Source organism: Sphingomonas sp. PR090111-T3T-6A (assembly GCF_000383095.1).
Lineage (GTDB): Bacteria > Pseudomonadota > Alphaproteobacteria > Sphingomonadales > Sphingomonadaceae > Solisphingomonas.
The window spans coordinates 135,577-161,876 of record NZ_AORL01000015.1 but is presented as its reverse complement, the minus strand read 5'-3'; the positions used below and the strand labels follow the sequence as shown (position 1 = coordinate 161,876).

24 protein-coding genes and 1 pseudogene are annotated in these 26,300 nt (G+C 64.9%); 12 read left to right on the top strand and 13 right to left on the bottom strand.

The features are described from left to right. Positions 1–76 precede the first annotated feature (76 nt). The 3 genes from ST3T6A_RS0107935 to ST3T6A_RS0107925 are packed head-to-tail and all read left to right on the top strand — an operon-like array spanning position 77 to position 2,394. Positions 77–1,189 (top strand): alkene reductase, encoded by a 1,113-nt coding sequence (locus ST3T6A_RS0107935; protein ID WP_019832381.1) that lies wholly within the window; start codon positions 77–79, stop codon positions 1,187–1,189. Positions 1,190–1,223: 34 nt separating this feature from the next. After that, the gene (locus ST3T6A_RS0107930) at positions 1,224–1,970 is read left to right on the top strand and encodes an SDR family NAD(P)-dependent oxidoreductase (RefSeq protein WP_019832380.1); all 747 of its coding nucleotides are present in this window, start codon (positions 1,224–1,226) and stop codon (positions 1,968–1,970) included. A 43-nt stretch (positions 1,971–2,013) separates the two neighbouring features. After that, a complete protein-coding gene (locus ST3T6A_RS0107925) occupies positions 2,014–2,394 on the top strand; it encodes a DUF427 domain-containing protein (protein ID WP_019832379.1) in 381 nt (126 codons plus the stop codon). A 157-nt stretch (positions 2,395–2,551) separates the two neighbouring features. Here the strand turns inward: ST3T6A_RS0107925 and ST3T6A_RS0107920 are convergent, their stop codons facing one another. Further along, entirely contained in the window at positions 2,552–2,845 is a 294-nt protein-coding gene (locus tag ST3T6A_RS0107920) for a hypothetical protein (protein ID WP_019832378.1), read from the bottom strand. Positions 2,846–2,952: 107 nt separating this feature from the next. Here ST3T6A_RS0107920 and ST3T6A_RS0107915 point away from each other — a divergent pair, with 107 nt between their 5' ends. After that, positions 2,953–3,918, top strand: a complete 966-nt coding sequence (locus tag ST3T6A_RS0107915) for a GlxA family transcriptional regulator (RefSeq protein ID WP_019832377.1) — start codon at positions 2,953–2,955, stop codon at positions 3,916–3,918. A gap of 142 nt (positions 3,919–4,060) precedes the next feature. Here ST3T6A_RS0107915 and ST3T6A_RS0107910 read toward each other — a convergent pair whose 3' ends face one another. The 5 genes from ST3T6A_RS0107910 to ST3T6A_RS0107890 are packed head-to-tail and all read right to left on the bottom strand — an operon-like array spanning position 4,061 to position 11,407. Continuing rightward, positions 4,061–5,215 carry an acyl-CoA dehydrogenase family protein gene (locus ST3T6A_RS0107910; protein WP_019832376.1) on the bottom strand — a complete coding sequence of 385 codons (1,155 nt, stop codon included), beginning with the start codon at positions 5,213–5,215 and terminating at the stop codon, positions 4,061–4,063. Between the two features lie 12 nt (positions 5,216–5,227). After that, entirely contained in the window at positions 5,228–6,424 is a 1,197-nt protein-coding gene (locus ST3T6A_RS0107905; protein WP_019832375.1) for an acyl-CoA dehydrogenase family protein, read from the bottom strand. Continuing rightward, a complete protein-coding gene (locus tag ST3T6A_RS0107900; RefSeq protein ID WP_019832374.1) occupies positions 6,424–7,614 on the bottom strand; it encodes an acetyl-CoA C-acyltransferase in 1,191 nt (396 codons plus the stop codon). The genes ST3T6A_RS0107905 and ST3T6A_RS0107900 overlap by 1 nt, the downstream gene beginning before the upstream one ends. Before the next feature lie 17 nt (positions 7,615–7,631). Beyond that, on the bottom strand, positions 7,632–9,329 hold the full coding sequence (locus ST3T6A_RS0107895) for an AMP-binding protein (RefSeq protein WP_019832373.1): 1,698 nt from the start codon (positions 9,327–9,329) through the stop codon (positions 7,632–7,634). After that, positions 9,329–11,407: a 3-hydroxyacyl-CoA dehydrogenase NAD-binding domain-containing protein gene (locus tag ST3T6A_RS0107890; protein ID WP_019832372.1), complete on the bottom strand. Its 2,079-nt coding sequence runs from the start codon at positions 11,405–11,407 to the stop codon at positions 9,329–9,331. The genes ST3T6A_RS0107895 and ST3T6A_RS0107890 overlap by 1 nt, the downstream gene beginning before the upstream one ends. Positions 11,408–11,700: 293 nt before the next feature. Between ST3T6A_RS0107890 and ST3T6A_RS0107885 the strand changes: the two genes are divergently transcribed. Both ST3T6A_RS0107885 and ST3T6A_RS0107880 read left to right on the top strand, forming a co-directional pair. Beyond that, positions 11,701–12,444 (top strand): IclR family transcriptional regulator, encoded by a 744-nt coding sequence (locus tag ST3T6A_RS0107885; protein WP_202804578.1) that lies wholly within the window; start codon positions 11,701–11,703, stop codon positions 12,442–12,444. 105 nt (positions 12,445–12,549) lie between these two features. After that, positions 12,550–13,170 (top strand): DJ-1/PfpI family protein, encoded by a 621-nt coding sequence (locus tag ST3T6A_RS0107880; protein WP_019832370.1) that lies wholly within the window; start codon positions 12,550–12,552, stop codon positions 13,168–13,170. A 48-nt stretch (positions 13,171–13,218) separates the two neighbouring features. On the opposite strand, the gene poxB is transcribed toward ST3T6A_RS0107880, so the two are convergent. From poxB to ST3T6A_RS0107855, 5 genes are all read right to left on the bottom strand, one after another. After that, positions 13,219–14,943, bottom strand: a complete 1,725-nt coding sequence (poxB, locus tag ST3T6A_RS0107875; RefSeq protein WP_019832369.1) for a ubiquinone-dependent pyruvate dehydrogenase — start codon at positions 14,941–14,943, stop codon at positions 13,219–13,221. 92 nt (positions 14,944–15,035) lie between these two features. Next, the gene (locus tag ST3T6A_RS0107870) at positions 15,036–16,547 is read right to left on the bottom strand and encodes a glycoside hydrolase family 47 protein (protein ID WP_157602584.1); all 1,512 of its coding nucleotides are present in this window, start codon (positions 16,545–16,547) and stop codon (positions 15,036–15,038) included. A gap of 216 nt (positions 16,548–16,763) precedes the next feature. Next, positions 16,764–17,309: a carboxymuconolactone decarboxylase family protein gene (locus ST3T6A_RS0107865; protein WP_019832367.1), complete on the bottom strand. Its 546-nt coding sequence runs from the start codon at positions 17,307–17,309 to the stop codon at positions 16,764–16,766. A 34-nt stretch (positions 17,310–17,343) separates the two neighbouring features. Beyond that, on the bottom strand, positions 17,344–17,961 hold the full coding sequence (locus ST3T6A_RS0107860) for a nitroreductase family protein (protein WP_019832366.1): 618 nt from the start codon (positions 17,959–17,961) through the stop codon (positions 17,344–17,346). A gap of 118 nt (positions 17,962–18,079) precedes the next feature. Further along, a complete protein-coding gene (locus tag ST3T6A_RS0107855) occupies positions 18,080–19,036 on the bottom strand; it encodes an AraC family transcriptional regulator (RefSeq protein WP_019832365.1) in 957 nt (318 codons plus the stop codon). 257 nt (positions 19,037–19,293) lie between these two features. Between ST3T6A_RS0107855 and ST3T6A_RS0107850 the strand changes: the two genes are divergently transcribed. The 4 genes from ST3T6A_RS0107850 to ST3T6A_RS0107835 all read left to right on the top strand — a co-directional run bounded on the left by ST3T6A_RS0107850 (position 19,294) and on the right by ST3T6A_RS0107835 (position 22,061). Further along, on the top strand, positions 19,294–19,866 hold the full coding sequence (locus ST3T6A_RS0107850; RefSeq protein WP_157602581.1) for a hypothetical protein: 573 nt from the start codon (positions 19,294–19,296) through the stop codon (positions 19,864–19,866). Between the two features lie 167 nt (positions 19,867–20,033). Next, entirely contained in the window at positions 20,034–20,345 is a 312-nt protein-coding gene (locus ST3T6A_RS0107845; protein WP_019832363.1) for a hypothetical protein, read from the top strand. A gap of 92 nt (positions 20,346–20,437) precedes the next feature. After that, a complete protein-coding gene (locus ST3T6A_RS0107840) occupies positions 20,438–21,130 on the top strand; it encodes a hypothetical protein (protein WP_019832362.1) in 693 nt (230 codons plus the stop codon). Between the two features lie 148 nt (positions 21,131–21,278). After that, complete coding sequence (locus ST3T6A_RS0107835) at positions 21,279–22,061, top strand: helix-turn-helix domain-containing protein (protein WP_019832361.1); 783 nt, start codon at positions 21,279–21,281, stop codon at positions 22,059–22,061. Positions 22,062–22,144: 83 nt separating this feature from the next. On the opposite strand, the gene ST3T6A_RS0107830 is transcribed toward ST3T6A_RS0107835, so the two are convergent. Further along, positions 22,145–23,146: a catalase family peroxidase gene (locus tag ST3T6A_RS0107830; protein WP_026359526.1), complete on the bottom strand. Its 1,002-nt coding sequence runs from the start codon at positions 23,144–23,146 to the stop codon at positions 22,145–22,147. 147 nt (positions 23,147–23,293) lie between these two features. After that, positions 23,294–23,392, bottom strand: a pseudogene (locus ST3T6A_RS21090) (arsenate reductase); the annotation flags it as partial. A gap of 61 nt (positions 23,393–23,453) precedes the next feature. On the opposite strand from ST3T6A_RS21090, the gene ST3T6A_RS0107820 reads away from it, so the two are divergent. Both ST3T6A_RS0107820 and ST3T6A_RS0107815 read left to right on the top strand, forming a co-directional pair. After that, on the top strand, positions 23,454–24,989 hold the full coding sequence (locus tag ST3T6A_RS0107820; RefSeq protein WP_019832358.1) for a M28 family peptidase: 1,536 nt from the start codon (positions 23,454–23,456) through the stop codon (positions 24,987–24,989). 68 nt (positions 24,990–25,057) lie between these two features. Next, the gene (locus ST3T6A_RS0107815) at positions 25,058–26,233 is read left to right on the top strand and encodes a M48 family metalloprotease (protein WP_019832357.1); all 1,176 of its coding nucleotides are present in this window, start codon (positions 25,058–25,060) and stop codon (positions 26,231–26,233) included. Positions 26,234–26,300 lie beyond the last annotated feature (67 nt).

The following is a 26,300-nucleotide window of genomic DNA, read 5'->3' as shown; positions in this document are numbered from 1 at the left end:
CCCAGCACGACGCGCGCCACCGCCCGGCCCTGCCGGGAGGAACGGCGGCCTGCGCCCTCACGAGAAAGACCAAGCCATGTCTGCCAAGCTCTACACCCCCGCCAAGCTCGGCCGCTACACCCTGTCGCACCGCGTTGCGCTCGCCCCGATGACCCGGCTGCGCACCATCCAGCCGGGTGACATCCCCAGCCCGATGATGGCCGACTTCTACGGCCAGCGCGCCTCGCAGGGCGGGCTGGAGATCATCGAAGGCGTCAGCATCTCGGTCACCGCGCGCTCCTATCTGGGCGCGGCCAGCTTCTACCATGACGGCCAGATGGAAGGCTGGAAGGCCGTCGCCGATGCGATCCATGCCAAGGGTGGCGTCGCCTTCATGCAGCTCATCCACGGCGGCCGGCAGAGCCATGTCGAGATGACCGGCGGCGTCGATCCGATCGCCCCCTCGGTGGTGCCCTTCGAGGGCGTCGCGGTCACCAAGGACGGGTTCGTGCCGGCCTCGCCGCACCGCGCGCTGGATATCGAGGAGATCCCCGGCATCATCGAAGAGTTCCGCGTCGCCGCCCGGCGCGCCAGGGATGCCGGCTTCGACGGTGTAGAGCTGCACGGCGCCAACGGCTATCTGGTCGACCAGTTCATCCAGGACGGCACCAACCATCGCACCGACGCCTATGGCGGTCCGATCGAGAACCGCGTCCGTTTCCTGAAGGAGGCGGTGGAGGCGCTGATCTCGGTGTGGGGCGCCGACCGGGTGGGCGTGCGCATCTCGCCCTCGGGCGAGTGGGGCGGCATTTCGGACAGCGATCCGGAGGCGACCTTCTCCTATGTGGCGAAGTTCCTCGACCAGTACGGCCTCGCCTACCTCCATGTGATCGAGCCGCGCATCAAGGGCGACTCCACCCTGCATGAGGGGCATGGCGCGGTGGCGGCGGCCTATCTGCGGCCACATTTCTCCGGCCCGATCATCGCGGCCGGCGGCTTCGACCGAGAGGGCGCCCAGGCGATCGTGGAATCAGGCGTGGCGGACGTTGTGGCCTTCGGCCGCTTCTTCGCCTCCAACCCGGACCTGCCGTTCCGCCTCCAGCACGATGTCCCGCTCAACCCCTATCTGCGCGAGCATTTCTGGGGCGGCACGGAGCTTGGCTACACCGACTATCCCTTCTTCGATCAGGCCGCCGCGGTGGCGGCCTGATCCCCCTCCCCTCATTCTCTTCAGGAGACATCCCATGACCACCTGCAATGGCAAGATCGCCCTCGTCACCGGCGGCTCGCGCGGCATCGGCCGCGCCGCCGCTCTCGCGCTCGCCGAAGCTGGCGCGCACATCCTCGTCCATTATGGCCGGAGCGCGACGGAGGCCGGCGAAGTCGTCGAGCAGATCCGCGCCGCCGGCGGCAAGGCCCAGGCCATCGGCGCCGACCTCGCCACGCCGGACGGCCCCGCCGAACTCGCCCGCAAGGTCCGCGCCGTCGCCGGTGACCGGCTCGACATCCTCGTCGCCAACGCCGGCATCGCCAAGGCCGCGACCATCGAGGAGACAACGATCGAGGATTTCGACGCGCTGTTCGCGGTCAACGTCCGCGCGCCCTATTTCCTGGTCCAGCAACTGCTGCCGATCCTGCGCGATGGATCGAGCGTGATCTTCACCTCGTCGCTGGCGGCGCACGCGGCGGTGGGCACGCTCTCGGCCTATGCGGCAACCAAGGGCGCGATCGACACGATGGTGAAGCATTTTGCCGCGGTGCTCGGGCCTCAGGGCATCCGCGTCAACGCCGTGGCGCCCGGCGTGGTCGCGACCGAGATGTCGAGTTTCGCCAAGACCGACGAGGGCCGCGACTTCACGCTCGGCATGCAGGCGCTGAAGCGCGTCGCCCAGCCGGAGGACATCGCCGGCGCGATCGCTTTCCTCGCCTCCGACGCAGCACGCTGGGTGAGCGGCGACACGCTGCGCGTGGATGGCGGCTCGAAGCTCTGAGCAACTATTCTCTATCTTCCCAAGCCCGTTGAGGAGACATTCCATGTCCGACAAGATCATCAAGATCCCGGGGCCCGATCACCCGATCACGATCGAGCGCAATCCCCACCGTGTCGTCGTCACGCTCGGCGGCAAGACGATCGCCGACACCACCGACGCCCTCACCTTGCGGGAGGCGCATTATCCCGCCGTCCAGTATATCCCCCGCAAGGATGTCGACATGACCGCGCTGGAGCGGACGGATCACGCCACCTATTGCCCCTATAAGGGCGATGCCTCCTACTTCAGCATCCCGGCCGGCGGCGAACGCTCCGTGAACGCGATCTGGACCTACGAGGCGCCCTATGACGCGGTCGCCGGGATCAAGGACCATCTCGCTTTCTATCCCGACCGGGTCGGCACGATCGAGGAGATGACAGATTGATCGATCCGGTTTTCATATTGGAAAGAGCGCCGGCCCATTGAGGCCGGCGCTTTCCGTTCGAACGCAATCTTTGGCCAAAAGACCAAATCTGTCGGGGACGAACGGATGGCCGGTTTTGGTGCGGGCCCGGCCCCGAACGAAGGGCCGGGCCGACCTTTCACTTCCCCGCGATCAGCCGGCCCAGCGGCGCAAGCGGCCCCACCGGCACGAACTCATATTCAGCGACGCCCTCGATCATGATGGGCATCGCATCGATAACAGCCTTCGCCGCCTCGACCGATTCCACCTCCATGAGGAAGACGGGCCCCGGTCGATCCTGCCGGAACCAGAACTGCTCGATCACACCGTCGAGATAGAGTTGCAGCGTGTGCGGCACCTCACGCGGCAGGATGCGCTCGCGCTCTTCGTCCGACACCGGTTTCACGATCGAACCAATAGCCAGAACCTTCATGACTGATCTCCTCGAAGCGCGGGCGGGATGCCCGGCGAGCCGAGACCTAGTCATCGCACTCGTCATCCGCTATCGTCGCAAGTGACAAGTTTAGGGCCATTTACGCCATGCGGATTCTCGTCGTCGCTTTGGAAGGTCTGTTCGACACGGGGCTCACCGCGACCCTCGATGTTTTCTCCACGGCCAACTCGGTATCCGCCGGGGCCATGGGCGGCGCGACGCGCTTCGACGTGACGACCGTGGGGGTCCGCAGGAAGGTGCGATCCGGTCTCGGCCTGACGATCCCGGTCCAGCCCGTCACCGTCGATCCGAAGCCCGACTGGGTTATCGTGCCGGCGCTTAAAGCGACGACGCCGGAGACGCTGATCGCGGCCCTCTCGCGAGCGGACGTCCGTGAGGTGATCGCGCAGCTCGCCGCATGGAGCGCCGGCGGGACCCGGATCGCCGCGGCGTGCATCGGCACCTTTCTTCTGGCTGAGGCCGGCGTCCTGAAGGGGCGCGAGGCGACCAGCACCTGGTCGCTCGCCCCGCTGTTCCGGGAGCGTTATCCGGATGTGCTCCTCGACGAGACGCGCATGCTCGTCCCGACAGACGTGGGCATCACTGCCGGCTCGGCGATGGGGCATGTCGATCTCGCGCTATGGCTGGTCCGCCAGGCGAGCCCCGAACTCGCGAGCCTGGTCTCCCGTTTTCTCCTTGCCGACCTCCGCTCGTCGCAGGCGCCCTATATTATCCCCAACCAGCTCGCGAAGGCTGACCCGCTGATCCAGCGCTTCGAACTCTGGGCACGCCGGCATCTGCATGAGGGCTTCTCCCTCCAGACGGTGGCGAGCGAGCTTGCGACGAGCCCGCGTTCGCTTCAGCGTCGCTGCCACGCGGTACTCGGCAAGTCGCCGCTCGCCTATTTCCAGGACCTTCGGGTTGAGCGGGCGCGATCGCTCATTCAGGGCAGCGGCCTGGGGCTGGACGCGATCGCCGCGGAGGTCGGCTACGTCGACGGCGCCACATTGCGCACTCTGTTACGACAGCGCCTCGGTCGAGGCGTGCGGGAACTGCGCAATGACCTGCTCTAGGTGACCGCCAAGCGCGGCCACCTGTCCGCTCCGCAAACGGCTTGCGCGATCAACATGAACGAAAGGCGGCTCACGGGCACGCGAGGCGGCTTCGTCGATGGAGGCCGCCCCGCATGAACATTGCCTGGCACGGCGCCCGCGCTCATCTTTCCGTGAGCAGGCCTCCGGCCCGGACGATACGCCGCTGGTGGAACGCCGTGTCGCCGAACATCAGCTCGATCATGGCCAGACGCCGGAAATGATGCGCGCCGATATATTCCATGGTCATGCCGATGCCCCCGTGGAGCTGCACCGCCGTCTGGCCGACGAGACGGGCCGAGCGGTTGATCTGGACCTTCACCGCCGACAGTGCGGCGCTGCGCTCTTCCGCGTCCTCGGCATCGACCATCATCGCCGCATAGAGCGCCATGGACCGTGCCTGCTCGACCGCGACGAGCATGTCGACCGCCTTGTGCTGGAGCGTCTGAAACGAGCCGATCGACACACCGAACTGCTGACGGGCCTTGAGATATTCCACCGTCAGCGCGTGGAGCGTTTCCATAAGGCCGACAGCCTCGGCCGCGAGCGCGGCAACGGCGCCATCCGCCACTCGCTGGATGATCGGCAGAGCCTCCCCGTCCCGGCCGAGCATCGCATCCTGAGGCACGAAGACGTCTGTCAGCACGATATCGGCAGCGCGCCCTTCATCCTGTGTGGCATAAGGCTCGATCGCGACGCCGGCAGCGCTGGAGGGCACGAGGAACAGGCTGATCCCCTTCTCGTCGCGACGCTTACCCGCCGTGCGTGCGCTCACCACAAGCATCGTCGCGACATCGGCGTTGAGCACCATGGCCTTGCTCCCGTTGAGCCGGAAGCCACCGTCGACAGCTTCCGCCGTGGTAGCCACGTCGTTCAGGTCGTAGCGGGCCTGTACTTCGCCATGGGCGAAGGCGAGGCGCGCCGATCCGACGATCAGGCCGGGAAGGATTGCCGCGCGTTGCGCATCGTCGCCGGCCAGCCGCAGCGCGGTGCCGCCCAGCACGATGTTGGCGAAATAGGGTTCCGGCGCCATCGACCGTCCCAGCGCCTCCATCACGACCTGCATCTCGACAGGGCCACCGCCAAAGCCGCCATCGCTCTCGGCGAAGGGTAGACCAAGGAGGCCCAGCTCAGCCAGTTCGGCCCAACCGCGCTCCGGAAACCCGCCGGGCGCCTTGCGGGCAACGATGAGCTGCTCCAGCGAACCATAGCGATCACTCGCCCAGCGCTCGGCGGTCTCCTTCAGGAGCATCTGCTCGTCGGAAAGATCAAAGTCCATGATGTCAGATCCTCAAAGGCCGAGGATCGCCTTGGCGATCACATTGTGCTGAATTTCGTTGGAGCCGCCGTAGATCGATACCTTGCGGTAGTTGAAATAGGTCGGCGCGGCGGTGTCGGCCCAGGCGGTCAGCGCCTCCATATCGTTATGGATGCGACCATCCGCGCGGGCGGGCATGGCATTGGGGCCGGCGAGTTCGAGCAGCAGCTCGGTGGTCGCCTGCTGAAGCTCCGATCCCTTGATCTTGAGGATGGAGGACATCGGATCGGGCTTGGTGGGATCGAGCGTCGCCTGCGCCGCGACGACGCGCATCTGCGTGATCTCCAGCGCTTTCAGCTCGATCTCCACCGCGGCGACACGGTGACGGAAATCGAGATCGTCCCACATCGTCCCCTCACCCGCCGGCGTCGCCTTGGCGAGCCGCTTGATGCGGGCGATGCGCTCCTTCGACATGCCGACGCGGGCGATGCCGGCCCGTTCGTTGGCGAGCAGGAACTTGGCATAGTCCCAGCCCTTGTTCTCCTCGCCGACCAGATTTTCCACCGGCACGCGGACGCTGTCGAAGAACACCTCGTTGACCTCGTGGCGGCCGTCGATGGTGATGATCGGGCGCACCGTGATGCCCGGCGTCTTCATGTCGATGAGCAGGAAGGAGATGCCCTTCTGCTTCTTCGCCTCCGGATCGGTGCGCACGAGACAGAATATCCAGTCGGCATACTGGCCGAGGGTCGTCCACGTCTTCTGGCCGTCGACGACATAATGGTCGCCGTCACGCACCGCGCGCGTCTTGAGCGAGGCGAGATCAGAGCCCGCGCCCGGCTCCGAGAAGCCCTGGCACCACCAGTCCTCCAGACTGCGGATGCGCGGGAGGAAGCGGGCTTTCTGCGCTTCGCTGCCAAAGGTCGCGATCACCGGGCCGACCATGAAACAGTTGAACTGGAGCGGCATGGGCACCGCCGCCTGCATCAGCTCCTCCATGAAGATGTAGCGCTGCACCGCGGTCCACGACTGCCCGCCATATTCGACCGGCCAGTGCGGAACGGCCCAGCCCTTGTCGTTCAGGATGCGCTGGGAGGTAACATGATCCTCGCGCGACAATTTCTTGCCGGAGGAAACCTTCTCGCGAATCTCGGCAGGGATTTCGGTGCGGAAGAAGTGCCGGACTTCCTCGCGGAAGGCCGTTTCCTCGGGGGTAAAGCGGATGTCCATCAGTTCGATCCCGGATTGATTTCGATAAGTCCTGCGGCCCCCAGCCCCCCCGCGACACACATGGAGACGACGGCGTAGCGGATGCCGCGTCGGCGCCCTTCGAGGGTGATGTGACCAACCTGGCGGGCGCCGGTCATGCCGTAGGGGTGGCCGATCGCGATGGCGCCGCCGTTGACGTTGAGGAGCGCCGGATCGATGCCGAGCGTGTCGCGGCAATAGACCGCCTGCGAGGCGAAGGCCTCGTTCAGCTCCCACAGGTCGATGTCGGCCACCGTGAGCCCGTGGCGTTCGAGCAGGCGCGGGATGGCGAGGACGGGGCCGATGCCCATCTCGTCCGGCTCGACGCCGGCGGTCGCATAGCCGCGGAAGTAGGCGAGCGGCTCGATGCCCCGGCGCGCGGCCTCATCGGACGACATCAGCACCGTCGCCGACGCGCCATCGGAGAACTGGCTGGCGTTGCCGGCGGTCACGAACTGCCCCTCGCCGCGCACCGGCTGGAGCTTGGCCAGCCCTTCGAGCGTCGAGTCCGGGCGATTGCCCTCGTCTTTGGCGAGCGTCACCGTCTCCTTGCGGGTCTCGCCGGTCGCCTTGTCGGTGACGATCTTCTCGACTGTCATCGGCACGATCTCGGCGTCGTAGATGCCGGCCGCCTGCGCGCGGGCGGTACGCAACTGGCTCTCGAGCGAGAAGGCGTCCTGCACCTCACGCGAGATGCCGTAGCGATGGGCGACCGTGTCGCCCGTCTCCAGCATCGAGACGTAGATGTCCGGCTTGTTGGCCATCAACCAGTCGTTGCGGATCTTCTCGCGATCGACCGGCTGGACCAGCGAGATGGACTCGACACCACCCGCGATCGCGACGGGCACGCCGTCGAAGGCGATGCGCCGAGCGGCAGCCGCCACCGCCTCCAGACCCGACGCGCAGAAGCGGCTGACCACCATGCCGCTGGTGCTGACGGGCAGGCCCGCGATGATCGAGGCATGGCGGGCGACGTTCCCGCCGGTCGCGCCCTCCGGATAGCCGCAGCCGAGGATCACATCCTCCACGTCGGCCGGATCGAGCGACGTTCGCGCCAGCGCATGACGGATGGCGTGGGCGGCCAGATCGGCGCCCTTGGTGTTGTTGAACGCACCGCGATGCGCCTTGCCGATCGGCGTGCGGGCGGTGGAGACGATGACGGCTTCGGTCATGAGCCTTTTCCTCGGTTTCAATGCTTGGAAGGGGTGTCCGGCGCGGCGGCCTGGGCGGCGGCGAGTTCCGCCTCCACCTCGGCCTTGAGCGCGAGCGGCAGCAGCTTGCCCACCGGACTACGGGGCAACGCATCGCGGAATTCCAGCGCGCGTGGGATCTCATGCCGCCCGAGCCGATCGGCCAGGAAAGCGGCAAGCTCCTCCAGCGTGAAACGCCCGGCTCCCTCGCGGAGCGTGACATAGGCCTTGGCGGACTGGCCCCGATAGGAATCAGGCACGCCAATGACGATGACCTCCTTCACCGCCGGATGTTCGTAGATCGCGTTCTCGACCGCCGCCGGATAGACGTTGAAGCCCGACGAGATGATCATGTTCTTCCGCCGGTCGACGAGCGCGAACAGGCCCTGTGCGTCCATCCGGCCCATGTCGCCGGTCAGGAACCAGCCGTCGCGGAATGCCTCCGCGGTGCCCTGCTCGTTACCGAAATAGCCCTTGAACACGTTGGGGCCACGGATCGCGATCTCGCCCACTTCGCCGACCGGCAATTCGCGCGAAGGATCGTCCATCGAGACGATCCGCATGTCGATGCCCGGCAGCGGAACGCCGATCACGCCGGCGCGCCGGTCAGCCGTTTTGGGCAGGCGCGTGCCGGCCGGCGCCGTCTCGGTCATTCCCCAGCCATTGATGAGCCTGTTGTCGACCAGCTCCTCCACGCGCGCCTGCACTTCGAGGGGAAGCGGCGCGCCTCCGCTGACGCAGGTCTTGAGGGAGGAAAAATCCACCTGCTCGATGCCCGGCCGGTTGATCAGCGCTACCCACATGGTCGGCACGCCGGACATCTGTGTCGCCCGCCCCGCTTCAATGTCGCGAACCAGCTCCTCCACGTCGAAGCGCTGACGCAGCAGCAGCTCATTGCCGTCGCGCAGGCTCCGAAGAAGGATCGTGGTCAGCGCGAAGATGTGGAAGAGCGGCAGGACCGCCACGGCCTTCTCGGCGCCCGGCACCGGAAGCTCTCCAAAAGCCCGCCACAGGCGGTAGATGCTTACCGATGCCGTCAGGTTGCCATGGCTCAGCATGGCGATCTTGGGAGCCCCGGTGGTGCCCCCCGTGAACTGGAGCAGGGCGATGTCCTCCACGGCCGGCATCGGAACCGCGAGCGGGGTATCGCTGAACAGCTCCGCGAGATCGCGCGTGCCCGAATATTGGCCGATAGGCAGGGGCGATACCTGCCCCGCACCCCACCGCGCATCGTCACCCACCAGCAGATGATCGAGCAGCCCGGCGTCGAGCTGGCCCATCGCCTTCGGCAGAAGATCCGGCAGATTGGTGGTGATGAGCCAGCGCGCGCCCGATGCCTTCAGCTTATGCTCGATCTCGCGTCGCGCATCGAGGGGGCTGAGATGCACGACCCGCGCGCCCAGCCGCGTCACCGCGAAGAAAGCAATCGGATGGTAGGGCGTGTTGGGCAGCAGCAGCGCCACGGGCATCCCCCGCTCCACACCCGCCTGCGCGAGCCCGCTCGCCAGCCGTTCGACATCGTCGGCCAGTTCACCGTAGGACATCTTCGCCCCCCGGAAATCCAGCACGGGCTTGTCCCGGCCCATCGAGACGCCCTGTGCCAGAAGCTCCGGCACGGTCGTGATTTCGAGCGGAGCACCCCAATCCGCCACATCGGGGAAATGCCGCTGCCAGAGCGGCTTGGGGACGGCGGTCATCACAACGCCACCACATTAGCCAGCACTTCACCACTTTCGGCGAGCCGGCGGAGCAGCGCCGTCGGGCGAAGGGAATCCTCCCCCGTCTCCGTCGCGATCTCGTCAAGCGCGGCGACGATCCGGTCGAAACCGATACCGTCCGCCCAGTGCATCGGGCCACCCGTGAAGGCAGGCCAGTTGTAGCCGTTGATCCAGATGAGATCGATATCGCTCGCCCGCGCAGCGATCCCTTCCTCCAGGATTTTCGCGCCCTCGTTCACCATCGGGTAGAAGAGCCGCGCGATGATCTCGTCCGGCGTGAAGCTCCGTCGCGCGATCCCCTGCTCCTCGGAAAGGCGGGCGATCAGCGCCTCCGTTTCCGGGTCTCGCGTGCCCTTCCGCGCACCTTCGGGATAGAGGTAGAAGCCGCGTCCGGTCTTCTGGCCGAAGCGCCCCATCTCACAGAGCGCGTCCGACACCGGCGCGCGCGCACCAGTGGCCTTGCGGACGCGCCATCCGATGTCCTGACCGGCCAGATCGGCCATCGCGAACGGCCCCATGCGGAAGCCGAAATCGGTCACCGCCGCATCGATCTCGTGCGGCAGCGCGCCCGCCAGCAGCAGCCGCTCCGCTGCCTGACTGCGCTTGGCGAGGATGCGGTTGCCGACGAAGCCGTGGCAGACACCCACGATCACCGGCAGCTTGCCCAATTTACGACCGAGTTCGAAGCTGGTGACGAGCACGTCCGGCGCTGTCTCCGCCCCGCGCACCACCTCCAGCAGGCGCATGATGTTGGCCGGGCTGAAGAAATGGAGCCCCACCACGTCGGCGGGACGCGATGTGCAGGCCGCGATCGCGTTGACGTCCAGATAGGAAGTGTTAGTCGCAAGGATCGCACCGGGCTTCGCGATACGGTCGAGCGCGCCGAAGATTCCGGCCTTCACGCCCATCTCCTCGAACGCCGCCTCGACGATCACGTCGGCGTCCGCCGCGGCCTCAAGCCCGACAGCGCCACGGATCAGCCCGAGCCTCTTCTTCATATCCTCGACCGACAGCGAGCCGCGCTTGCACGACGCCTCGTAATTGGCGCGGACCCGCCCGAGCCCGGTCTGGAGGGCAGCCTCCTCGACCTCGATCAGCGTCACCGGAATCCCGGCCTCGGCGAAGCTCATGGCGATGCCGCCACCCATCGTGCCGGCACCGATCACGGCCGCCTGGGCGATCGGCCGGGCCTTCACCTCCTTGCCGATGCCGGGGATGCGCCCTGCCGCCCGTTCCGCGAAAAAGACATGGCGCAATGCCTTCGAGGTCGGATCGTCGACGAGCGACAGGAAGCGCGCCCGCTCCACCGCCAGTCCCTCATCAAAAGGCAGGTCCATCGCGGCGCGCACCGCTTCGGCGAGCGCGGCGACATTGGGGAGCTTCGGCGAGCGCCGGATCGCTTCGGCAGCCGCCGCCTCGAAATCCGCGCGATCTTCCGTCGTGAACCTGCCGACGCGGGTGCGAACCTGCGGAGACTGGCCTGCATCGGCCAACTCCAGCGCATAGGCGTTGGCGGCCGCCAGCAGATCGCCGTCGGCAAGCTGGTCGACGAGGCCCAGTGCGAGTGCCTTGAACGCGTTCACGGGCTTGCCATCCAGCATCATGGCGAACGCCGGCGCCGCGCCCAGCAGACGCGGCAAGCGTTGGGTGCCACCTGCGCCGGGGATCAGCCCCAGTTTGATCTCCGGCAGACCCAACCGCGCGTCCGGCCCGACAATGCGCCCGTGGCAGGCCAATGCCAGCTCGAAACCGCCGCCGAACGCCACCCCCTGGATGGCCGCCACGACCGGCTTCTCGCTCTGTTCGATAATCTGCAACAGATCCGGCAACGAGGGAGAAACCGGGGGCTTGCCGAATTCGCCGATGTCCGCGCCGGCGACGAAGGCTTTGCCATCGGCTGCGATGACGATCGCCCGCACGGAGGGGTCGCGGCCAACCGCGACGATGGCCTCCGCCAAACCCGCCCGCACCGGCGCCGCCAGCGCGTTGACCGGCGGATTGGCGATCGTGAGCAACGCCAACCCCGTCCCCCGGTTCTCGACACGCACCAGATCCATGATCCTCAACCTCTCAGTTCTGCAATGCAGAATTTATGTCTGCACTACGCAATACATGGGTGACGGAGAAAGGGAGTCAAGGGCCCGATCCGCTTTCGATTCGATGGGATGAGCGATTTTGCAGACAGGCGTTCCGCTATGCAGACATCGGGTGACGCCATTCCGAATGCCTGCTAAGAGGCGCAAAACCGCTGATTCAAGCAGCCTCAACCGTCGAGCCAGCCGCCCCGATGACCAAGCCCCTTTCCGAACCGACCGAGATCGAAGGTGAGACCAAGGACGATCGGCATTTCGTGACCGCGCTGGCGCGTGGGCTGGAGGTGCTCTCCGCTTTCCGACGGGGAGAAACCTTCCTCGCCAATCAGGAGATCGCCGAGCGATGCAATCTGCCGCGCTCCACGGTTTCTCGCCTTACCTACACGCTGACCAAGCTCGGTTATCTCCACCTCGTGGAGGAGACGGGCCTGTATCGTCTGGGCACACAACTCATCGCGTTGGGTTCGACCGCGCTTGGCGGCTTGACCGTCCGGGAGATCGCACGACCAGGCCTGTCGGAGCTGGCCGAGTTCTCCGGCGCGACGGTGGGTCTCGGCGTTCGGGACACGCTCAGCATGCGCTATGTGGAATGCGTGCGCGGGCCATCCACGATCATGGTCAATATCGACATCGGAACGCGCATCTCCATGACGCGAACAGCGATGGGCCGCGCGTATATCGCGGTGCTGACCGAACCCGAGCGCCTCGCCCTGTTCGACCGGCTACGCGATCGCGATCCGCTCGCCTGGCCCAAGCTGCGCGCCAGCCTGGAAAAAGCCGTGGAGGAACATGCCACGACGGGCTGCTGCACGTCCTTCGGAGACTGGCAGGAGAATGTGAACTCGATCGCCATCGGATTCCGCCCGGGAGGCGGGCTCGATCCGATGGCCATCAACTGCGGCGCTCCCAGCGTAGTGACAGACGCGACATTCCTGCTCGAGGCCGTCCGTCCGAAGATGATCGAGATGGTCCGCCAACTCGAAGGTGTCATGGGGGTCTGATGCGGGATCACCGCGCGACGGCCGGCTCGCAAGTGCGTGGAGTCGTGCGCTCCGCTCCGTTTCGCGGCATGTAGGAAGTTCAAACCGTCGTCCCAGGAGGCGTTCGTGCAAATTGCGATTCTAACCTTCGACGGGTTCAACGAGCTGGACTCGTTCGTCGCGGCGGCCATCCTCAACCGCATGAAGCGCCGGGGCTGGGCCGCCCATATCACCTCCCCCACCGAGCATGTTACGTCCATGAACGGCGTGACCGTTCAGCGCCAGAAGCCCCTTGAATTTACTGGGGAAGCCGACGCCGTGCTGATCGGCAGCGGAATCAGGACCCGTGAGATCGCCGCGGATGATGACCTGCTGTCGCGGATCGTGCTGGACCCGTCACGCCAGCTTATCGGCGCGCAATGCTCGGGCACGCTCCTTCTCGCAAAGCTCGGCCTCGTGGGCGACCTGCCCGCCTGCACCGATCTCACGACGAAACCCTGGGTGATTGAGGCCGGGGTCAACGTGATCGACGCGCCGTTCATCGCGCATGGCAATGTAGCGACTGCCGGCGGATGCCTGGCCTCGCAATATCTCGCGACATGGATGATCGCGCGCGGCGCTTCCATGCGGGACGCTGAAGAGGCGATGCACATCGTCGCGCCGGTGGGCGAAAAGGCACTCTACGTTTCTCGGGCAACGTCCGTCGTCGCGCCATTTATCGAGCAAGAGCGCGCCGCCGTCGCCTAGTCACGGTGACAGCCAGCTTGCGGGAGCAGCAGCACTCCCCCTCCTCGATCACCGCAACAGATTCGCTTTCGCGAGTTCGACAACTTCGTCGCCACGGCCATTGAGAACGGCCCTCAGCATGTAGAGGGTGAACCCCTTGGCCATCTCGGCGGTCACCTTGGGCGGCATCGCCAGTTCCATGCGTTCGACAACCGCATCGATCACAACCGGCCCCGGATGCGCCAATGCCTCAGAGATGCCCGCCTCCAGATCGGCCGGATCCTCGATACGAATGCCCTTGATCCCAGCGGCTTCGGCCATCAGCGCGAAGTTCGGATTGTCGAATCCGGTGCCGAAATCGACGAAACCCGACGATTTCTGCTCCAGTTCGATGAAGCCTAGCGCGCCGTTGTTGAACACGACGACCTTCACCGGCAGGTCGAGCTGCTTCAGGGACAGCATGTCGCCCATCAACATCGTGAAACCGCCATCGCCCGACAGCGATATGACCTGCCGGCCGGGACAGGCCGCCTGGATACCCATTGCCTGCGGCATGGCGTTCGCCATCGAGCCATGCCAGAAGGAGCCGGTCAACGACCGCTTCCCGTTCATTGCGAGATAGCGCGCGCTCCAGACCGTCGGCAGGCCGACATCGGCGGTGAAGGCAGCATCCTCGTGCGCCTGCTCGCTCAGCACGCGAACCAGATGCTGAGGATGCAGCCGCCCCCCGGCTCTTCCGGTCGCGAGCTTGTCGAGCGCCTCGCGCGCCTCTGCATAGTGCTTCAGGGAGAGGCTGAGATGGGTGTCGTCGGCCTTCGGTTTCAACTTCGGTAGCAGCGCCCCGATCGTTTCCTTGACGTCCCCGATAAGCCCTTGCTCGATCGAGGTGCGGCGGCCGATCGCCTCGGGCCGGATGTCGATCTGCGCGACCCGCACGCCCTGCGGATAAAACTGACGATAGGGGAAATCGGTGCCGAGCATCAGCAGCGCATCGCAGGCTCCCATCGCGTAATAGCCAGACGAAAATCCGATCAGGCCGGTCATGCCGACGTCAAACGGATTGTCCCACTCGATATGCTCCTTGCCGCGCAACGCATGGACGATCGGGGACTTGAGCGCGCGCGCCAGCGAGACCACCTCGGCATGCGCGCCGGCAACCCCGCCTCCACATAGCAGCGTCACGCGCTTCGATGCGTTGAGCATCTCCGCGAGCCTGTCGATGGCGTCTGCCGGCGGGACCATCACTGGCCGCGGCGGCAGCAATGCCAGGGATTGCGCCGGAGTGAAGGCGGCAATCTCGCGGAGCGCGACGTCACCGGGAATGACGATCACCGACACGCAACGCTCGACCACCGCGCGGCGGATCGCGATCTCCAGCGCGCGAGGCATCTGAGCGGGGGTGGAGACGAGCTCGCAATAGCTCGAACATTCGCGGAAGAGTTCTTCGGGATGGGTTTCCTGGAAATAACCCGAGCCGATTTCAGCGGAAGGGATGTGCGCGGCGATCGCCACCACGGGTACGCGCGAACGATGCGCATCGAACAGGCCGTTGATGAGATGCAGGTTCCCGGGACCGCAACTGCCCGCACACACGGCCAATGCCCCGGTTGCCGCGGCCTCACCGGCGGCGGCGAAGGCCGCAACCTCTTCATGACGCACATGCAGCCAGTCGATCCCACCCTTGCGCCGGATCGCGTCGGTAAAGCCGTTGAGGCTATCCCCGACGATGCCCCAGACCCGACGGACACCCGCGGACTTGAGGGTTTCGACCATCTGGTCCGCGACGGTGGGCATGGGATATCTCCTTGCTGGGCGTCGAAAACGGTGTTCGCTATCGTTAAACCATATTCCGGGAGATGCCAGACGCAGGTCGATGGCGGGGAGCGTCAATCTCCACGCTTGAAACCCAGAAGCACATTGCCTTCCGTCGAGAGATAGTTGCGCTTGTAGTCAAATCTCGGCGTATCCGAGAACAGCAGATAATAATATTTCATCTGCTCCGACCACCAATAGCCCGGACAATGGTCCGCCTGTCGTTTTGGATTGGACGTCACGTCAGCAAGGTCGGTATAGCCGTAGATCGTCTTGTTCCACAGCAGATAATAATATTTCATCTGCTCCGACCACCAATAGCCCGGACAATGGTCCGCCTGTCGTTTTGGATTGGACGTCACGTCAGCAAGGTCGGTATAGCCGTAGATCGTCTTGTTCCAACGCTTCATGTTAAGAAAATGGGTGCGGCCGATCTCGCGCCAGCGAGGATTCCGATCGAGGAGCCAGAGGGTGAAGGCGGAATCAGCAAGTTCGGGACGCAGCGCATTGGTCGTCTCAGTCGGCCTGGCAGAGGCATAGTCATAACCTTCGGGCAGCACTCCGTAACGGTCCTGCACTTTCGACCAACTCTCGGTGTAGGCTGCACCGTCCCTCATGGCGCCCCCCTGCCCCAGCAAGCCGCCATAGAAGGAAGCGAGTTCGTTCTGCTCGGTGGTAACGATCTGCCCCGTCTCGAAATCGACATCTGCGAACCACAGCTCGCCGGCCTTCCACACCCGCTGGCGCTTCAAGATCGCAGCGGTACAAATATCGTACATGCGCTTCCACTCGGCGTCACCGAACAGTTGCCAACCGTCCCACAGATATTCAAAGAAGCTATCGCCATAGGGGTCGATCGTGGCGGTACGCGATTTCCACTCGCCGCTCAGCACATCAATACTTGTTGCCACGAGATCGAGCTTCGAACGGCGTTCGAACACCGCCACCGTTGCCTTGCGGGCAGCCTCGCCATAGCGGGCATCGCCCGTAAGGCGGCTAAGCGTTCCCCATTCTGGCCAATAGGTGGCGATGCCGGCGGGACTATTGGTGCTCTCGCGCACTGCGCCTGTCTTCAGGTTGATGAAACCCCAGGGCATCCCCGTCGGCGTATGGAAGGCCGGAAGGAGGCGATCAGCAAGATCTTTGGCCTTGGCGAGCAGCCCCGGATCATCGCAAGCATGGTGCGCTGAGAGCAGCCCGCCGACGAGCCGGATCGAGGTTTCGAACACGGAAACATCGCCATCGACATCGAAGTCGAGGTTAGCCTTCACCCAGTCGACGCCTTCCTCGAAGCGGCTATCGAGCCCCATCACCCAGAGCGTGTCGAGCGCCTCGACGAGGCTAAGCCCAAGATGGCGGCCATTGCTGAGCGGAAAACTGGAATAAGTACCGCTGACCGGCTTGAGTTCATCCTTGCCCCAGGCATGGGCCTTATACTGATCCCACGCCCAGGCCATCTGCGCCTTCACGTCCTGACCCAGGGCCGACCAATCAACCGTTCCGGTTGATCCGGTTGTGGCGGCGGATCCGGCCTCGCCCCACAACGCCACCGCGCCCATCATCATTCCCCGCCGACCTATCCGCATCGCGGTACTCCTGCACAGGAGGGGCCATCCTAGCGAAGGACAGAAGGATATCGCAACCTGACTGGAATTGGGGGACCGGTCTCACCTCCCGGCCCATATGAAAAGCCCAGACGCATCCCAAGAACCTACCTTGGGCGCATCTGGGCTTCGGGTTACGCTCGCTTCACATGGGATCTCCAAGCGCCCCCGGAGATGATCCATGCGACCCGGCAGAACTCAGATCGAGCCAGCCGGCGCGACAGCGGGAAAGTCCTTCTCGGGATCGAACACGTTATTGAAGAAGTTGGTCAGAGAATACATCGCCACCAGTGCGACGATCTCCATGATGTTCGCATCCGTGTAGCCGGCATCGCGGACGGCTTTCAGGTCGGCGTCGAAGACCTGGCCGCGGGTCTCGATGACCTTGCGCGCGAACTGGACGGCGGCGTCCCGCTTCGGATCGGTTGCATGGCCCTTGCGAGCGAGAATGATCTCGTCGGCCGGCAGCTTGGCCATATGCTCGGCCGTGAAGCTGTGCACCGTCAGGCAGTAATTACAGCCATTCACTTCGGACACGGCGAGGCCAATGCTGTCGCGCGTTTTCACGTCGAGGGCCTTGCTCAGGGAGCCGAGCAGGGCGGCCCATGCGTTGAATGCGATCGGGCTCTGCGCGAAGCTCGCCATCATATTGGGCGTGAACCCGATGTTCTTCGTGAACGCATCGAGGGTCGGCTTGGATTCGGCCGGCACCTGTTCCGGCTTCAGGGCAGTGGTTCTCGTCATGATATTCTCCGTAAGCTATTGAGTTCAGTGTAGATCAGGCGAAATGCAGCACGTCGATGACGGGCAGGCGCGGCTTTTGCGGCCAGTTCCCCGGGCGCTCGGGCCCTACGCTCAGCAGCATGACCGGCACTTCGTCCTCGGCCAGCCCGAACTCGCGGTGCACCGCCTCGGCGTCGAAGCCGATCATCGGCGTGGAACCCAGACCCAGCGAGCGAGCCGCATAGATGATCGCGGCCGTGCCGAAGGTGGCGGAGCGCACCGCCTCGTCGCGCTGGCGCTGCGGCTGCCCGAAATACAGGCCACGCGCGGGGAGTTCCCATTCCGGCACCAGGTGCGCCGGCATGATGCCCGCTTCCACCACCGGCGCGAGGCGCTGCGGTATCGTGCTGGAGTCGGCCAGTTGGCCGATGACGACGAAAGTCACGGCGGCTTCCGTGATCGCGGGCTGATCCCAGGCGATCGGACGCAGCCGCGCCTTGGCTTCCGGCGTGCGCACGGCGATGAAGCGCCAATTCTGCAAGTGGAAGGATGTCGGCGCGCTGGTGCCGATCCGCACCAGCTCGCGGATCTGGTCGTCGCTCAGGATGGCGGCAGGGTCGTAATATTTGGCGGCACTGCGGCTCAGGATGGTTTCGATCACGGGATTGGTCATGGCATGTCTCCCATCAGGTGGCTGACGGGCTCTTGCTAAGCCTGACCAATGATTACTTCGAGACGATATATACTCAAATAAGTGCTTGAAAGGATCAATTGGCAAGTGACGCCGGAAGCTACTGCCCCTCTCGCGCCATTCGACGCCACTCCCCCGGTGTCATCCCCATCCGTTCGGTGAACACGCGCCGGAAGGCCGATACGGATTGATACCCGACCGTTTCAGCCACGGCTTCGGTGCTCATCGCCGGCTTCTTCAACGCGTTGGACGCGAGGCTCATCCGGATATCGGTCAGCAGGTCGGCGGCCGAGCGCCCCAGCCTGTCCTGAAAGTGCCGCATGAAGGTTGCCCGGGACATGCCGCACAAGTCCGCCAGATCGGGCAGCTTCCAGGGCCTCACCGGATCAGCGAACATGGCGCCGATGGCCGGGGCCAGCCGCGGATGGCCGGCCAGCGCCAACAAGCCTTCCGGCGCCTGCTCGGATTCGCTCGCCGCACGCAAAACCAGCGCGAACAGCGCCGAGGAAAGCGCATCGAGGATGGCGGAGCTGCCCAGCTTGTCGCTGGTGGACTCCTTGCGCATCAGGCCCACCAGACTGGCCAGATGGTTCGAGGCGGACCCGCCCCCCTCGCCACCATGGCCGTCCGCGGCGCGCACCACCAGATCGGTGGGCAGGTAATTGCGGATGAGCCGATCGTGAGGCGGCCCGATGAAAAAACGCCCGCACAACAGATCCAGATGCTCGCCCTGAGCCTCGTTCTCGCTGAGCATCCATCCGGCTGAGGCCACGCGCTCATGAGTAGGCACCGGCTTATGCCCGCTGCCATCGTGCAGCACATGCGACGCCCCGTGCGGCAACAGCACGATATCGCCACCGACCAGCTCCTTGGCCGTCCTCGTCTCCGGGTCCTCGATAATGGCCCGGCCCTTGAGCACGACATGATAGGGGATCTCGTGCGCCGCGGACCGTGCCCAGGCCACGCGCCACGGCGCGCCGTAAACGCAGCGGACCTCCAACTGGCCTGTGACGGTGATCATTTTCAGCAGATGGCTGAGCCAGTCGACTTGGGACATGAGACCTCGGGAACCTGAAGCGCTCAACCATCCTAGCGTAGCCGCATACGGGTTGCAGCGGTCCAGCCAATCGACGTTTCAAGTCGCCATCTTCGACCGCCTGATCGGGCCGCAACCGGCCACCCTGAAACCGTGGCCAACAACGATGCCGCTGGCTAAGGTTGTCGAGGAGAGACATGCTCATGATGACGCCGCGACGATCGATCGAATGCGCTGACCCCATCGCTCGGGCCCGGCTTCGGGTAGGCGCGCGACAGATGTTCCTCACCCTGGTTTGCGCCGCCAGCCTCGCGGCGGGCGGCCATGCGGCCGCTCGCGACTATGCGTCACGCGATGTCGGCGATTGGACGGTGACGGCAAGCAAAGATGGAAAAGACTGCTTCCTGACCCGGGAATATGAGCGGAACGGGGGAACAACGCTGCTCCTTGGTCTCGATATCGACGGTACGAACCGTCTTTCGGTTCTTAACGCCAACTGGTCGATCAAGCCCAAGGATCAGCTGAAGTTGAATTTCCGCCTCTCCAACAGCAGCTATCCCGCCCATTTTGCGGTCGGCATAGCGTCGGAAGGGAAACAGGGGTTCGTCACCAGCTTCGGGGCGAAATTCCCGTCCTATTTCGCTGCATCCAAGTCTCTTCACATCTCGCGCGGGGATGTGCCCGTCGAGCGGCTGAGCCTCGATGGAGGCGACGCCGCGGTCACCGAGCTAAGGAATTGCGTCGACAATCGGCGGGAAGAGCCGGCGGCCTCAGCCGGCAAAAAGGCCCGCCCCGGCGATATTCCGAGGGATCCGTTCGCACCTGCTCGAGCACGAGAATCAAAGAAGTAGGGAACGGAGGAAGCCCGATCTTGCGGCGAAGTGCCCGAAAATCACGCCGGCCGCATAGCTAGTAATCCGTCGGACGGAGAAGATGCACGGCTGAACAGAATCCGGATTGTAGGAAAATCGTCACTCGGCTTGCTTGTTGCAGTTGGTTAACGATTGGAAGAAACTCGATGTCCGCTTTTGCCTCGAAATCCGTGCTCGCCGTGGTGACTTTGGCTGGCGCTCTTGGCCTCGGCGGTTGCGCCACCAAGTCCTATGTGCGTGAGCAGATCGCTCCTGTAAGCCAGCGCGTCGACAGGCTCGAAGCGAAATTGCAGGAAACTGACGGCACGGCCAAATCGGCTCTGCAGGAAGCGCAGGCCGCATCCGGCCAGGCGCAGAACAACGGCCAGCGGCTCGATCAGCTCAACAGCCGCGTGGATGGCATCGACCAGCGGCTGACGGCGCAGGAGCAGAAGCGCGCCAAGCGTCCGCGCCATTGATCGTGCACGGCGACACATATTAATCAGACTGTCTTTTCCTGTGTCGGCCGTCCCCCACGGGGCGGCCGATTCCTTTCGAGTGTTTCGAGCAGATGATCCATGTCTTGCGGGCACTGGCCGGGCTCGCGCTGATCGTTCCGACCGTGGCGGGCGCCGCTCGTCCGCACCAAACCGTGAAGGCGCGGCCGGCAAAGGGCGACGTCGAGCCGGCGATCGTTCCTTCGGAAGCCGTAAAGCGCGTGGCGGAATGGGTCACTGCGTCGAAGGACAATCATTCGCTGCCCTGGGCCGTGGTCGACAAGCCGAATGCTGCCCTGTTCCTGTTCGATCCGGGGGGGAAGCCGCTCGATGCCGTGCCGGTGCTGATCGGCATCGCCGTGGGCGATGAGGCCAGTCCTGGCGTCGGCAGCAAGAAGCTGGCGGACCTCGGTCCGGCGGAGAAGACCACGCCGGCGGGACGCTTTCTCGCGAAGTTCGGAATGCCGGTGGGAGGGGAGCGGGTTCTCTGGGTGGATTATGCCACGTCGGTGGCGCTCCATCCGATCCCGAAGGACGCCGGCGCGAGGGAGCACCGGCGCGAGCGCATGCTGTCTCCGACATCGGACGACAATCGCATCACCTTCGGCTGCATCAACGTGCCCAAGGTTTTCTATGGCAGCCTGCTGAGCCCGCTGTTCCGGAAAAAGGGCGGCTATGTGTACGTGCTGCCCGACACGAAGCCGATCGAGGAAGTGTTCCCACGCCTGCGGGTCCAGGCCGCCATGAACGGCAATGCAGGCCCGTAACCTTGCAGATCATCGACGGCCTGCCCCGGCGAACGCCGGTGCCGCGGCGCGGCCGAAACCGCCCTTCGAGCAGCCGCGCACCGCTTTCCCAAGGCACAAATTTTTCGGGGTAGCTGCGACAATGCGCCTCACCTAGGTCTTGGGAGATATGAACACGCCAGTGAAAGAAGGCTTTTGGGCGCTGACCGAGAAGGAGAAGCAGACCCTTCGCCTGATCGTCCGCGGCCACGATGCAAAATCGACCGCGCGTAGCCTGGGTCTCTCGGTTCACACGATCAACGAACGGCTTCGCGATGCGCGGCGCAAGATGGCCGTATCGAGCAGCCGCGAGGCAGCGCGCCTCTTGCTGGAAGCGGAAGGTGGCAGTCTGGGGTCGCCGACCCCCGATTTGTTTGGGGACGCGGAAATCGGGGACGACACGCCCCGGCCTCGGGTGGATCAGGGAGCGGCGTCGATCGGCGGCGCGGGGCGGGCGTACCGCCACCCCTGGATCATCATCGGAGTGCTTCTCATGACGCTCGCTCTCGGACTCTTGGCGCTCGCCGCGTTGCCTCAGGTCGTTTCCGCACCGCCGCCCACCCCGATCGCCTCCGACGAGAAACCGAATGCGGAGGTGGTGGACGCGGCGCGCCAATGGCTGGCTCTGGGGGACCAGGGACGCTGGGAGGATGGTTATCGGGCGACCGGTGCCGCGTTCCGCAAGCAGAACACCGCACAGGTCTGGGCCGCGGCGTGCGAAAAGGTGCGCGTGCCCCTCGGCGCGATGATTTCGCGCACATTCATCAGCCAGGAGAACCTTCCCGCCCCGCCCAACGGCTATGAAGTGGTGAAATTCCGCACGAGCTTCGCCAACAAGGCCGAGACCATAGAGACCGTCACGCTCGATCGCGAGGAAGGCCGTTGGCGCGTGGTGGGCGTGACGATCGGGTGAGTTCGGAGCCGGCGCGTCCGCACCGGTCGGGGCGGTTCGTCCAGCCGAACCGCCTCCCACACGTCACCAACGGCCGAAATCGATCACTGCCTTTGCCCGAAGGAAATCGGATAGGCGGTGTTGCGAAGGATGAGCATGGGATCGGCGGCTTCGATCCCGGGATGAGGCTGCCCCACCAGATAGAAGGTCTGCTTGTCCGCGCTCGCGATATCTGCAGGCCTGCGGGTCATCGTAAAGGTGCCGAGCTTCACGCGCCGTCGTGTATCGGGCCAGGCGATGGACGGGTCCTCGATCTTGTCGCCCGGCTCGGCGATTTGCGCGTACCAGTCGAAGATCACCGGCCCACGGGCAATTCGATCGACAATCTCGTCCTGTAGATAATTGGGCGTTTTGGTCTTGAGTTCTTCCGGCTTCAGATAATGTTCCCCTGCACGAGGAACATATTGATAGCGGACGAATACGGATTTCCCCTGCGCGTTCGTCCACTTGAACGAATTGATCCCGAAATAGGCTGCCGTCGCGTAGGACGCCGGAGACGTCAACGTCGCGAGGAAATGCTGCGAAATCGGCCGGGTTGAAAGGAATTGCTCGACGGGCGTTGGATGCGGAACATTGGCGCCGCTGGCTCCCACCGCCCGCAGGAAAGCGGCGAACTCGTCGCTCGTCGCGACGATGAAGCCGTTATGCTGGTCGCTGGCGAGATCATAGTCGGTTCCGTCCGCCGCCTTTATCTTGAGCGCCAGGCCGGTTGGCTGGGCCGGGCCGGCGGTATCGGGAATATCGGGAATGCCCGCGAACAGGGAAAAGCGGGCCATCACCGGCAGGGCGCCACCGCTGAAGATCGGCGCGCTCGTGATGGCGCGAGCAGCAGGATCGGGCGTGAAAACGCCCTCGAACATCACGCCTTTGGTGTGAACCGCCCGGGCATGATGTTCACCGAAAGCGGTGTGGAGCGCATTGACGAGGTCCGGCGGGGTCTGACCCGCCACGACCGGCTCGGACGCGCCCGACGACTGTGCGTTTAATGCCAATGAAATGGCTGCCGCCGTAAAAGCGGCAACACTGAAAGTCGCGAGCTTCTTCATGTCCAACTCCCTTGCAGTTGGATCATGCAGACGAATCTTCGTCGAACTCTTGCTGAAAATCGACGCCTATTGAAGCTTCGAACGCTCTTCGATCCCAGTCGAAACGGGCAGCACCGAAGTGAATGCCACAGGCTGCTCAAGAACCTACGGAAGAATGTCGAGCACCGCTTCGGAGGGCCAGCACAGGCGCCCCCCGAGCGGCGTCACGACCAGCGGCCGGTTGATGAGGACAGCCGCCATTGCATCTCGCCTTGAAGGGCGCGCTCGATTTGGCCAACCTGCGGAAGCGGATTGGGGAGCGTGAGATATGATCCTGTTGATGATGGCCGCGGCCATAGCTGCGGCGCCTGCGACGCAGGCCAACGGCGCGGCTTCCCGAGCGGCCTCCCAACCTCCGGCGCGCGATCTCGATACGACCGCCTGGTGGAAGACCACCACCGCCCTTTCCAACGATGCGATGGAAGGTCGCGACACGGGCTCGCCCGCATATGATCGCGCGGCGAGGCTGGTGGCGGACCGGTTCGCGGCGGCGGGGCTCAAACCGCTTGGTGAAGGCGGTTCATGGTTCCAGCCTGTGTCGATGGAAGAGGTCTCGGTCGAGTCCGCCACGATCGGCGTTGGCGGCCGCTCCGTCGCCTTCCTCCACGACATCACCGTCCAGCCCGCACCGGATACGCCGGTGACGATGGACGCGCCGCTTGCCTATCGCGGCTATTGCGCGGCGGATGCGCTCGGCGACGTGAGGGGCAAGGTGGTGATCTGTCACGGCACCCACCGCGCCGGCCTGCCCGACGCATCCGCGCGGCAGGCGGTGGTGAAGGCAGCGGGCGCAATCGGTCTCGTCACCATTGCCGATCCGGGTTTCACGGTGGAGCCGCCGCGCTGGCCTTTCGCCTACGCACGCACGGTCTGGCTGTCGGACGACAAGGCCCCTTCCGAGCCCGTGGTGCGCTTCACGCTGAATGCGGATGCGCTCGGCACCTTGATCGCGGGCAGCGGCCAGGATCCCGCAAGGCTCATCGCAGCCGGCAGCAAGGGCGAGCCGCTACCGAGCTTCGACGCGCCGGGCCGTTTTCGGGCGAATTTCACGCTCGCCCACAAGAGCATCGCGTCGCCCAATGTGATCGCGATGTTGCCGGGCACCGATCCCGGCAAGGCCAGCCAGGCCATCGTCCTTTCCGCGCATCTCGACGGATATGGCCCCGGCGAACCCGTCAACGGCGACGGCCTCTATAACGGCACGCTCGACGATGCCGCCTATGTCGCGCTGCTGATCCAGTTGGCGCAGAACCGCCACGGCAAGGGCTTTGCGCGGCCCGTGATCTTCGCCGCCTTCACCGGCGAGGAAAAGGGATTGCTCGGCGCACGCTGGTTCGTGAAGCATCCGACACTCCCCCAGGCGCGGATCGCCGCCGACATCAACCTCGATCAGCTCCGCCCCATCTTCCCGCTCGATCTGCTGACCGTCCATGCGCTCGACGACACGACGCTCGGCGATGACGTACGCGCGGTGACGGCGAGCATGGGGATCGCCACGCAAAAAGACCCCGAGCCCGAGCGCAATCTGCTGCGTCGCGCCGATCAATGGCCTTTCCTGGAGGCGGGCATCCCGGCAACCGCCTTCGTGTTCGGCTACCGGCCCGGCAGCGAGAGCGAGCGCATCTATCGCCATTGGTATCGGACCGGCTACCACCGTCCGCAGGACGACCTCGCTCAGCCGATCGACTGGAAGGCCGCGGCCGATTTCAATCGCTTCTTCTACGCTCTGGTTTCTCGCGTCGCCGACCAGCCGGCGAAGCCGGCCTGGAAAGCAGGCAGCACGCTGGGTCCGAAAAGGGAGTGACGAAGAAGAGCGTCGCCGGTCCGTGACGGCGCGGACATGATCCAGCAGATCAGGTGAGGAACAGTTGCATGGCATCCTTCGATCCGGAGATCGCTACCGCCACCTATATGGCCAGCCTCACAGCGGCGCAGCATGCGAAGGCGTCAGCCTATACGCATGGCGGCGAATGGCTGCTCCTGTGGGGCTGGCTCGTCGGTGTCGCCGTCGCCTGGCTGATCGCACGAACCGGAGTCCTCGTGCGTGTGCGCGATCGGGTAAGGCGACCCAACCTCGCTGTCATTGCGTGCGTCACGACCTTCGTCCTGCTCGCCTGGGCGATAGGCCTCCCCTGGTCCATCTATGCCGACTGGTGGAGAGAGCGAGGCTATGGGCTCACGACCCAGCCGTTCATGGGATGGTTGGGCGAAAACGCATTGTCCTGCGTCATCGGGGCGATACTCGAAGCGCTGCTCGCTCTCGCGATCTACGCGCTCATGCGCCGGACGCCGCGCTGGTGGTGGGCATGGTCTGGCGGTGTAGCGGTGGTGGGCATCGTCATCGCGATCGTCATCTCGCCCGTCATGATCGAGCCGCTGTTCAACACATATACCCCTGCCCCGGCCGGGCCGACCCGCGATGCCATCGTGGCCCTTGCCCATCGCGCGGGCGTTCCGTCCGACAAGATCCTGATCTACAACGGCTCGAAACAATCGCAGCGCTATACCGCGAACGTCTCCGGCCTCTTCGGCACCGCCCGCGTCGCGATGAGCGACACGATGTTCCAGCAGGGCGCGGATCTCTCCGAGGTGCGTGCCGTCGTCGGCCATGAGATGGGCCATTATCGCCGCGGCCATGTTTTCTTCAGCGCGCTGGTGCTCGGCCTGCTGGCAATCGTCATGTTCTTCATCGCCGATCGGGCCTTTCCCATGGTTCGACACTGGATGGGCGTCGAGGGCGTGAAGGCCATTGCCGATCCTGCGGGCCTTCCCGTGCTGATGGTGATCGCGGGCACGCTGGGGCTTCTCGCGACGCCCATCGTCAACACGCTCTCACGTTTCGAGGAAAGCGATGCGGACCGGTTCTCCCTCGAATATGCGCAGGAACCGGACGGATTGGCGAAAGCACTGGTCAAGACGATCGAATACCGCGCCTCCTCGCCCGCGCCCGTCGAGGAGATGATCTTCTACGACCATCCGAGCGTCGAAAGGCGCGTCCACCGGGCGATGGTGTGGAAGGCCGAACATAGGGGGCATGTCGGCGGCTGACGGCCGATATCGGTCCGAAAGCCTGCCGGAGCCTTGGCCTTTGCCACGCGCGTTACGATACGACCTG

Coding starts and splice junctions, on each gene's coding strand:
- ST3T6A_RS0107935 (WP_019832381.1), top strand. CDS start 77: ATGTCTGCCAAGCTCTACACCCCCGCCAAGCTCGGCCGCTACACCCTG.
- ST3T6A_RS0107930 (WP_019832380.1), top strand. CDS start 1,224: ATGACCACCTGCAATGGCAAGATCGCCCTCGTCACCGGCGGCTCGCGC.
- ST3T6A_RS0107925 (WP_019832379.1), top strand. CDS start 2,014: ATGTCCGACAAGATCATCAAGATCCCGGGGCCCGATCACCCGATCACG.
- ST3T6A_RS0107920 (WP_019832378.1), bottom strand. CDS start 2,845: ATGAAGGTTCTGGCTATTGGTTCGATCGTGAAACCGGTGTCGGACGAA.
- ST3T6A_RS0107915 (WP_019832377.1), top strand. CDS start 2,953: ATGCGGATTCTCGTCGTCGCTTTGGAAGGTCTGTTCGACACGGGGCTC.
- ST3T6A_RS0107910 (WP_019832376.1), bottom strand. CDS start 5,215: ATGGACTTTGATCTTTCCGACGAGCAGATGCTCCTGAAGGAGACCGCC.
- ST3T6A_RS0107905 (WP_019832375.1), bottom strand. CDS start 6,424: ATGGACATCCGCTTTACCCCCGAGGAAACGGCCTTCCGCGAGGAAGTC.
- ST3T6A_RS0107900 (WP_019832374.1), bottom strand. CDS start 7,614: ATGACCGAAGCCGTCATCGTCTCCACCGCCCGCACGCCGATCGGCAAG.
- ST3T6A_RS0107895 (WP_019832373.1), bottom strand. CDS start 9,329: ATGACCGCCGTCCCCAAGCCGCTCTGGCAGCGGCATTTCCCCGATGTG.
- ST3T6A_RS0107890 (WP_019832372.1), bottom strand. CDS start 11,407: ATGGATCTGGTGCGTGTCGAGAACCGGGGGACGGGGTTGGCGTTGCTC.
- poxB (WP_019832369.1), bottom strand. CDS start 14,943: ATGCCCACCGTCGCGGACCAGATGGTCGAAACCCTCAAGTCCGCGGGT.
- ST3T6A_RS0107870 (WP_157602584.1), bottom strand. CDS start 16,547: ATGCGGATAGGTCGGCGGGGAATGATGATGGGCGCGGTGGCGTTGTGG.
- ST3T6A_RS0107865 (WP_019832367.1), bottom strand. CDS start 17,309: ATGACGAGAACCACTGCCCTGAAGCCGGAACAGGTGCCGGCCGAATCC.
- ST3T6A_RS0107860 (WP_019832366.1), bottom strand. CDS start 17,961: ATGACCAATCCCGTGATCGAAACCATCCTGAGCCGCAGTGCCGCCAAA.
- ST3T6A_RS0107855 (WP_019832365.1), bottom strand. CDS start 19,036: ATGTCCCAAGTCGACTGGCTCAGCCATCTGCTGAAAATGATCACCGTC.
- ST3T6A_RS0107850 (WP_157602581.1), top strand. CDS start 19,294: ATGTTCCTCACCCTGGTTTGCGCCGCCAGCCTCGCGGCGGGCGGCCAT.
- ST3T6A_RS0107845 (WP_019832363.1), top strand. CDS start 20,034: ATGTCCGCTTTTGCCTCGAAATCCGTGCTCGCCGTGGTGACTTTGGCT.
- ST3T6A_RS0107840 (WP_019832362.1), top strand. CDS start 20,438: ATGATCCATGTCTTGCGGGCACTGGCCGGGCTCGCGCTGATCGTTCCG.
- ST3T6A_RS0107835 (WP_019832361.1), top strand. CDS start 21,279: ATGAACACGCCAGTGAAAGAAGGCTTTTGGGCGCTGACCGAGAAGGAG.
- ST3T6A_RS0107830 (WP_026359526.1), bottom strand. CDS start 23,146: ATGAAGAAGCTCGCGACTTTCAGTGTTGCCGCTTTTACGGCGGCAGCC.
- ST3T6A_RS0107820 (WP_019832358.1), top strand. CDS start 23,454: ATGATCCTGTTGATGATGGCCGCGGCCATAGCTGCGGCGCCTGCGACG.
- ST3T6A_RS0107815 (WP_019832357.1), top strand. CDS start 25,058: ATGGCATCCTTCGATCCGGAGATCGCTACCGCCACCTATATGGCCAGC.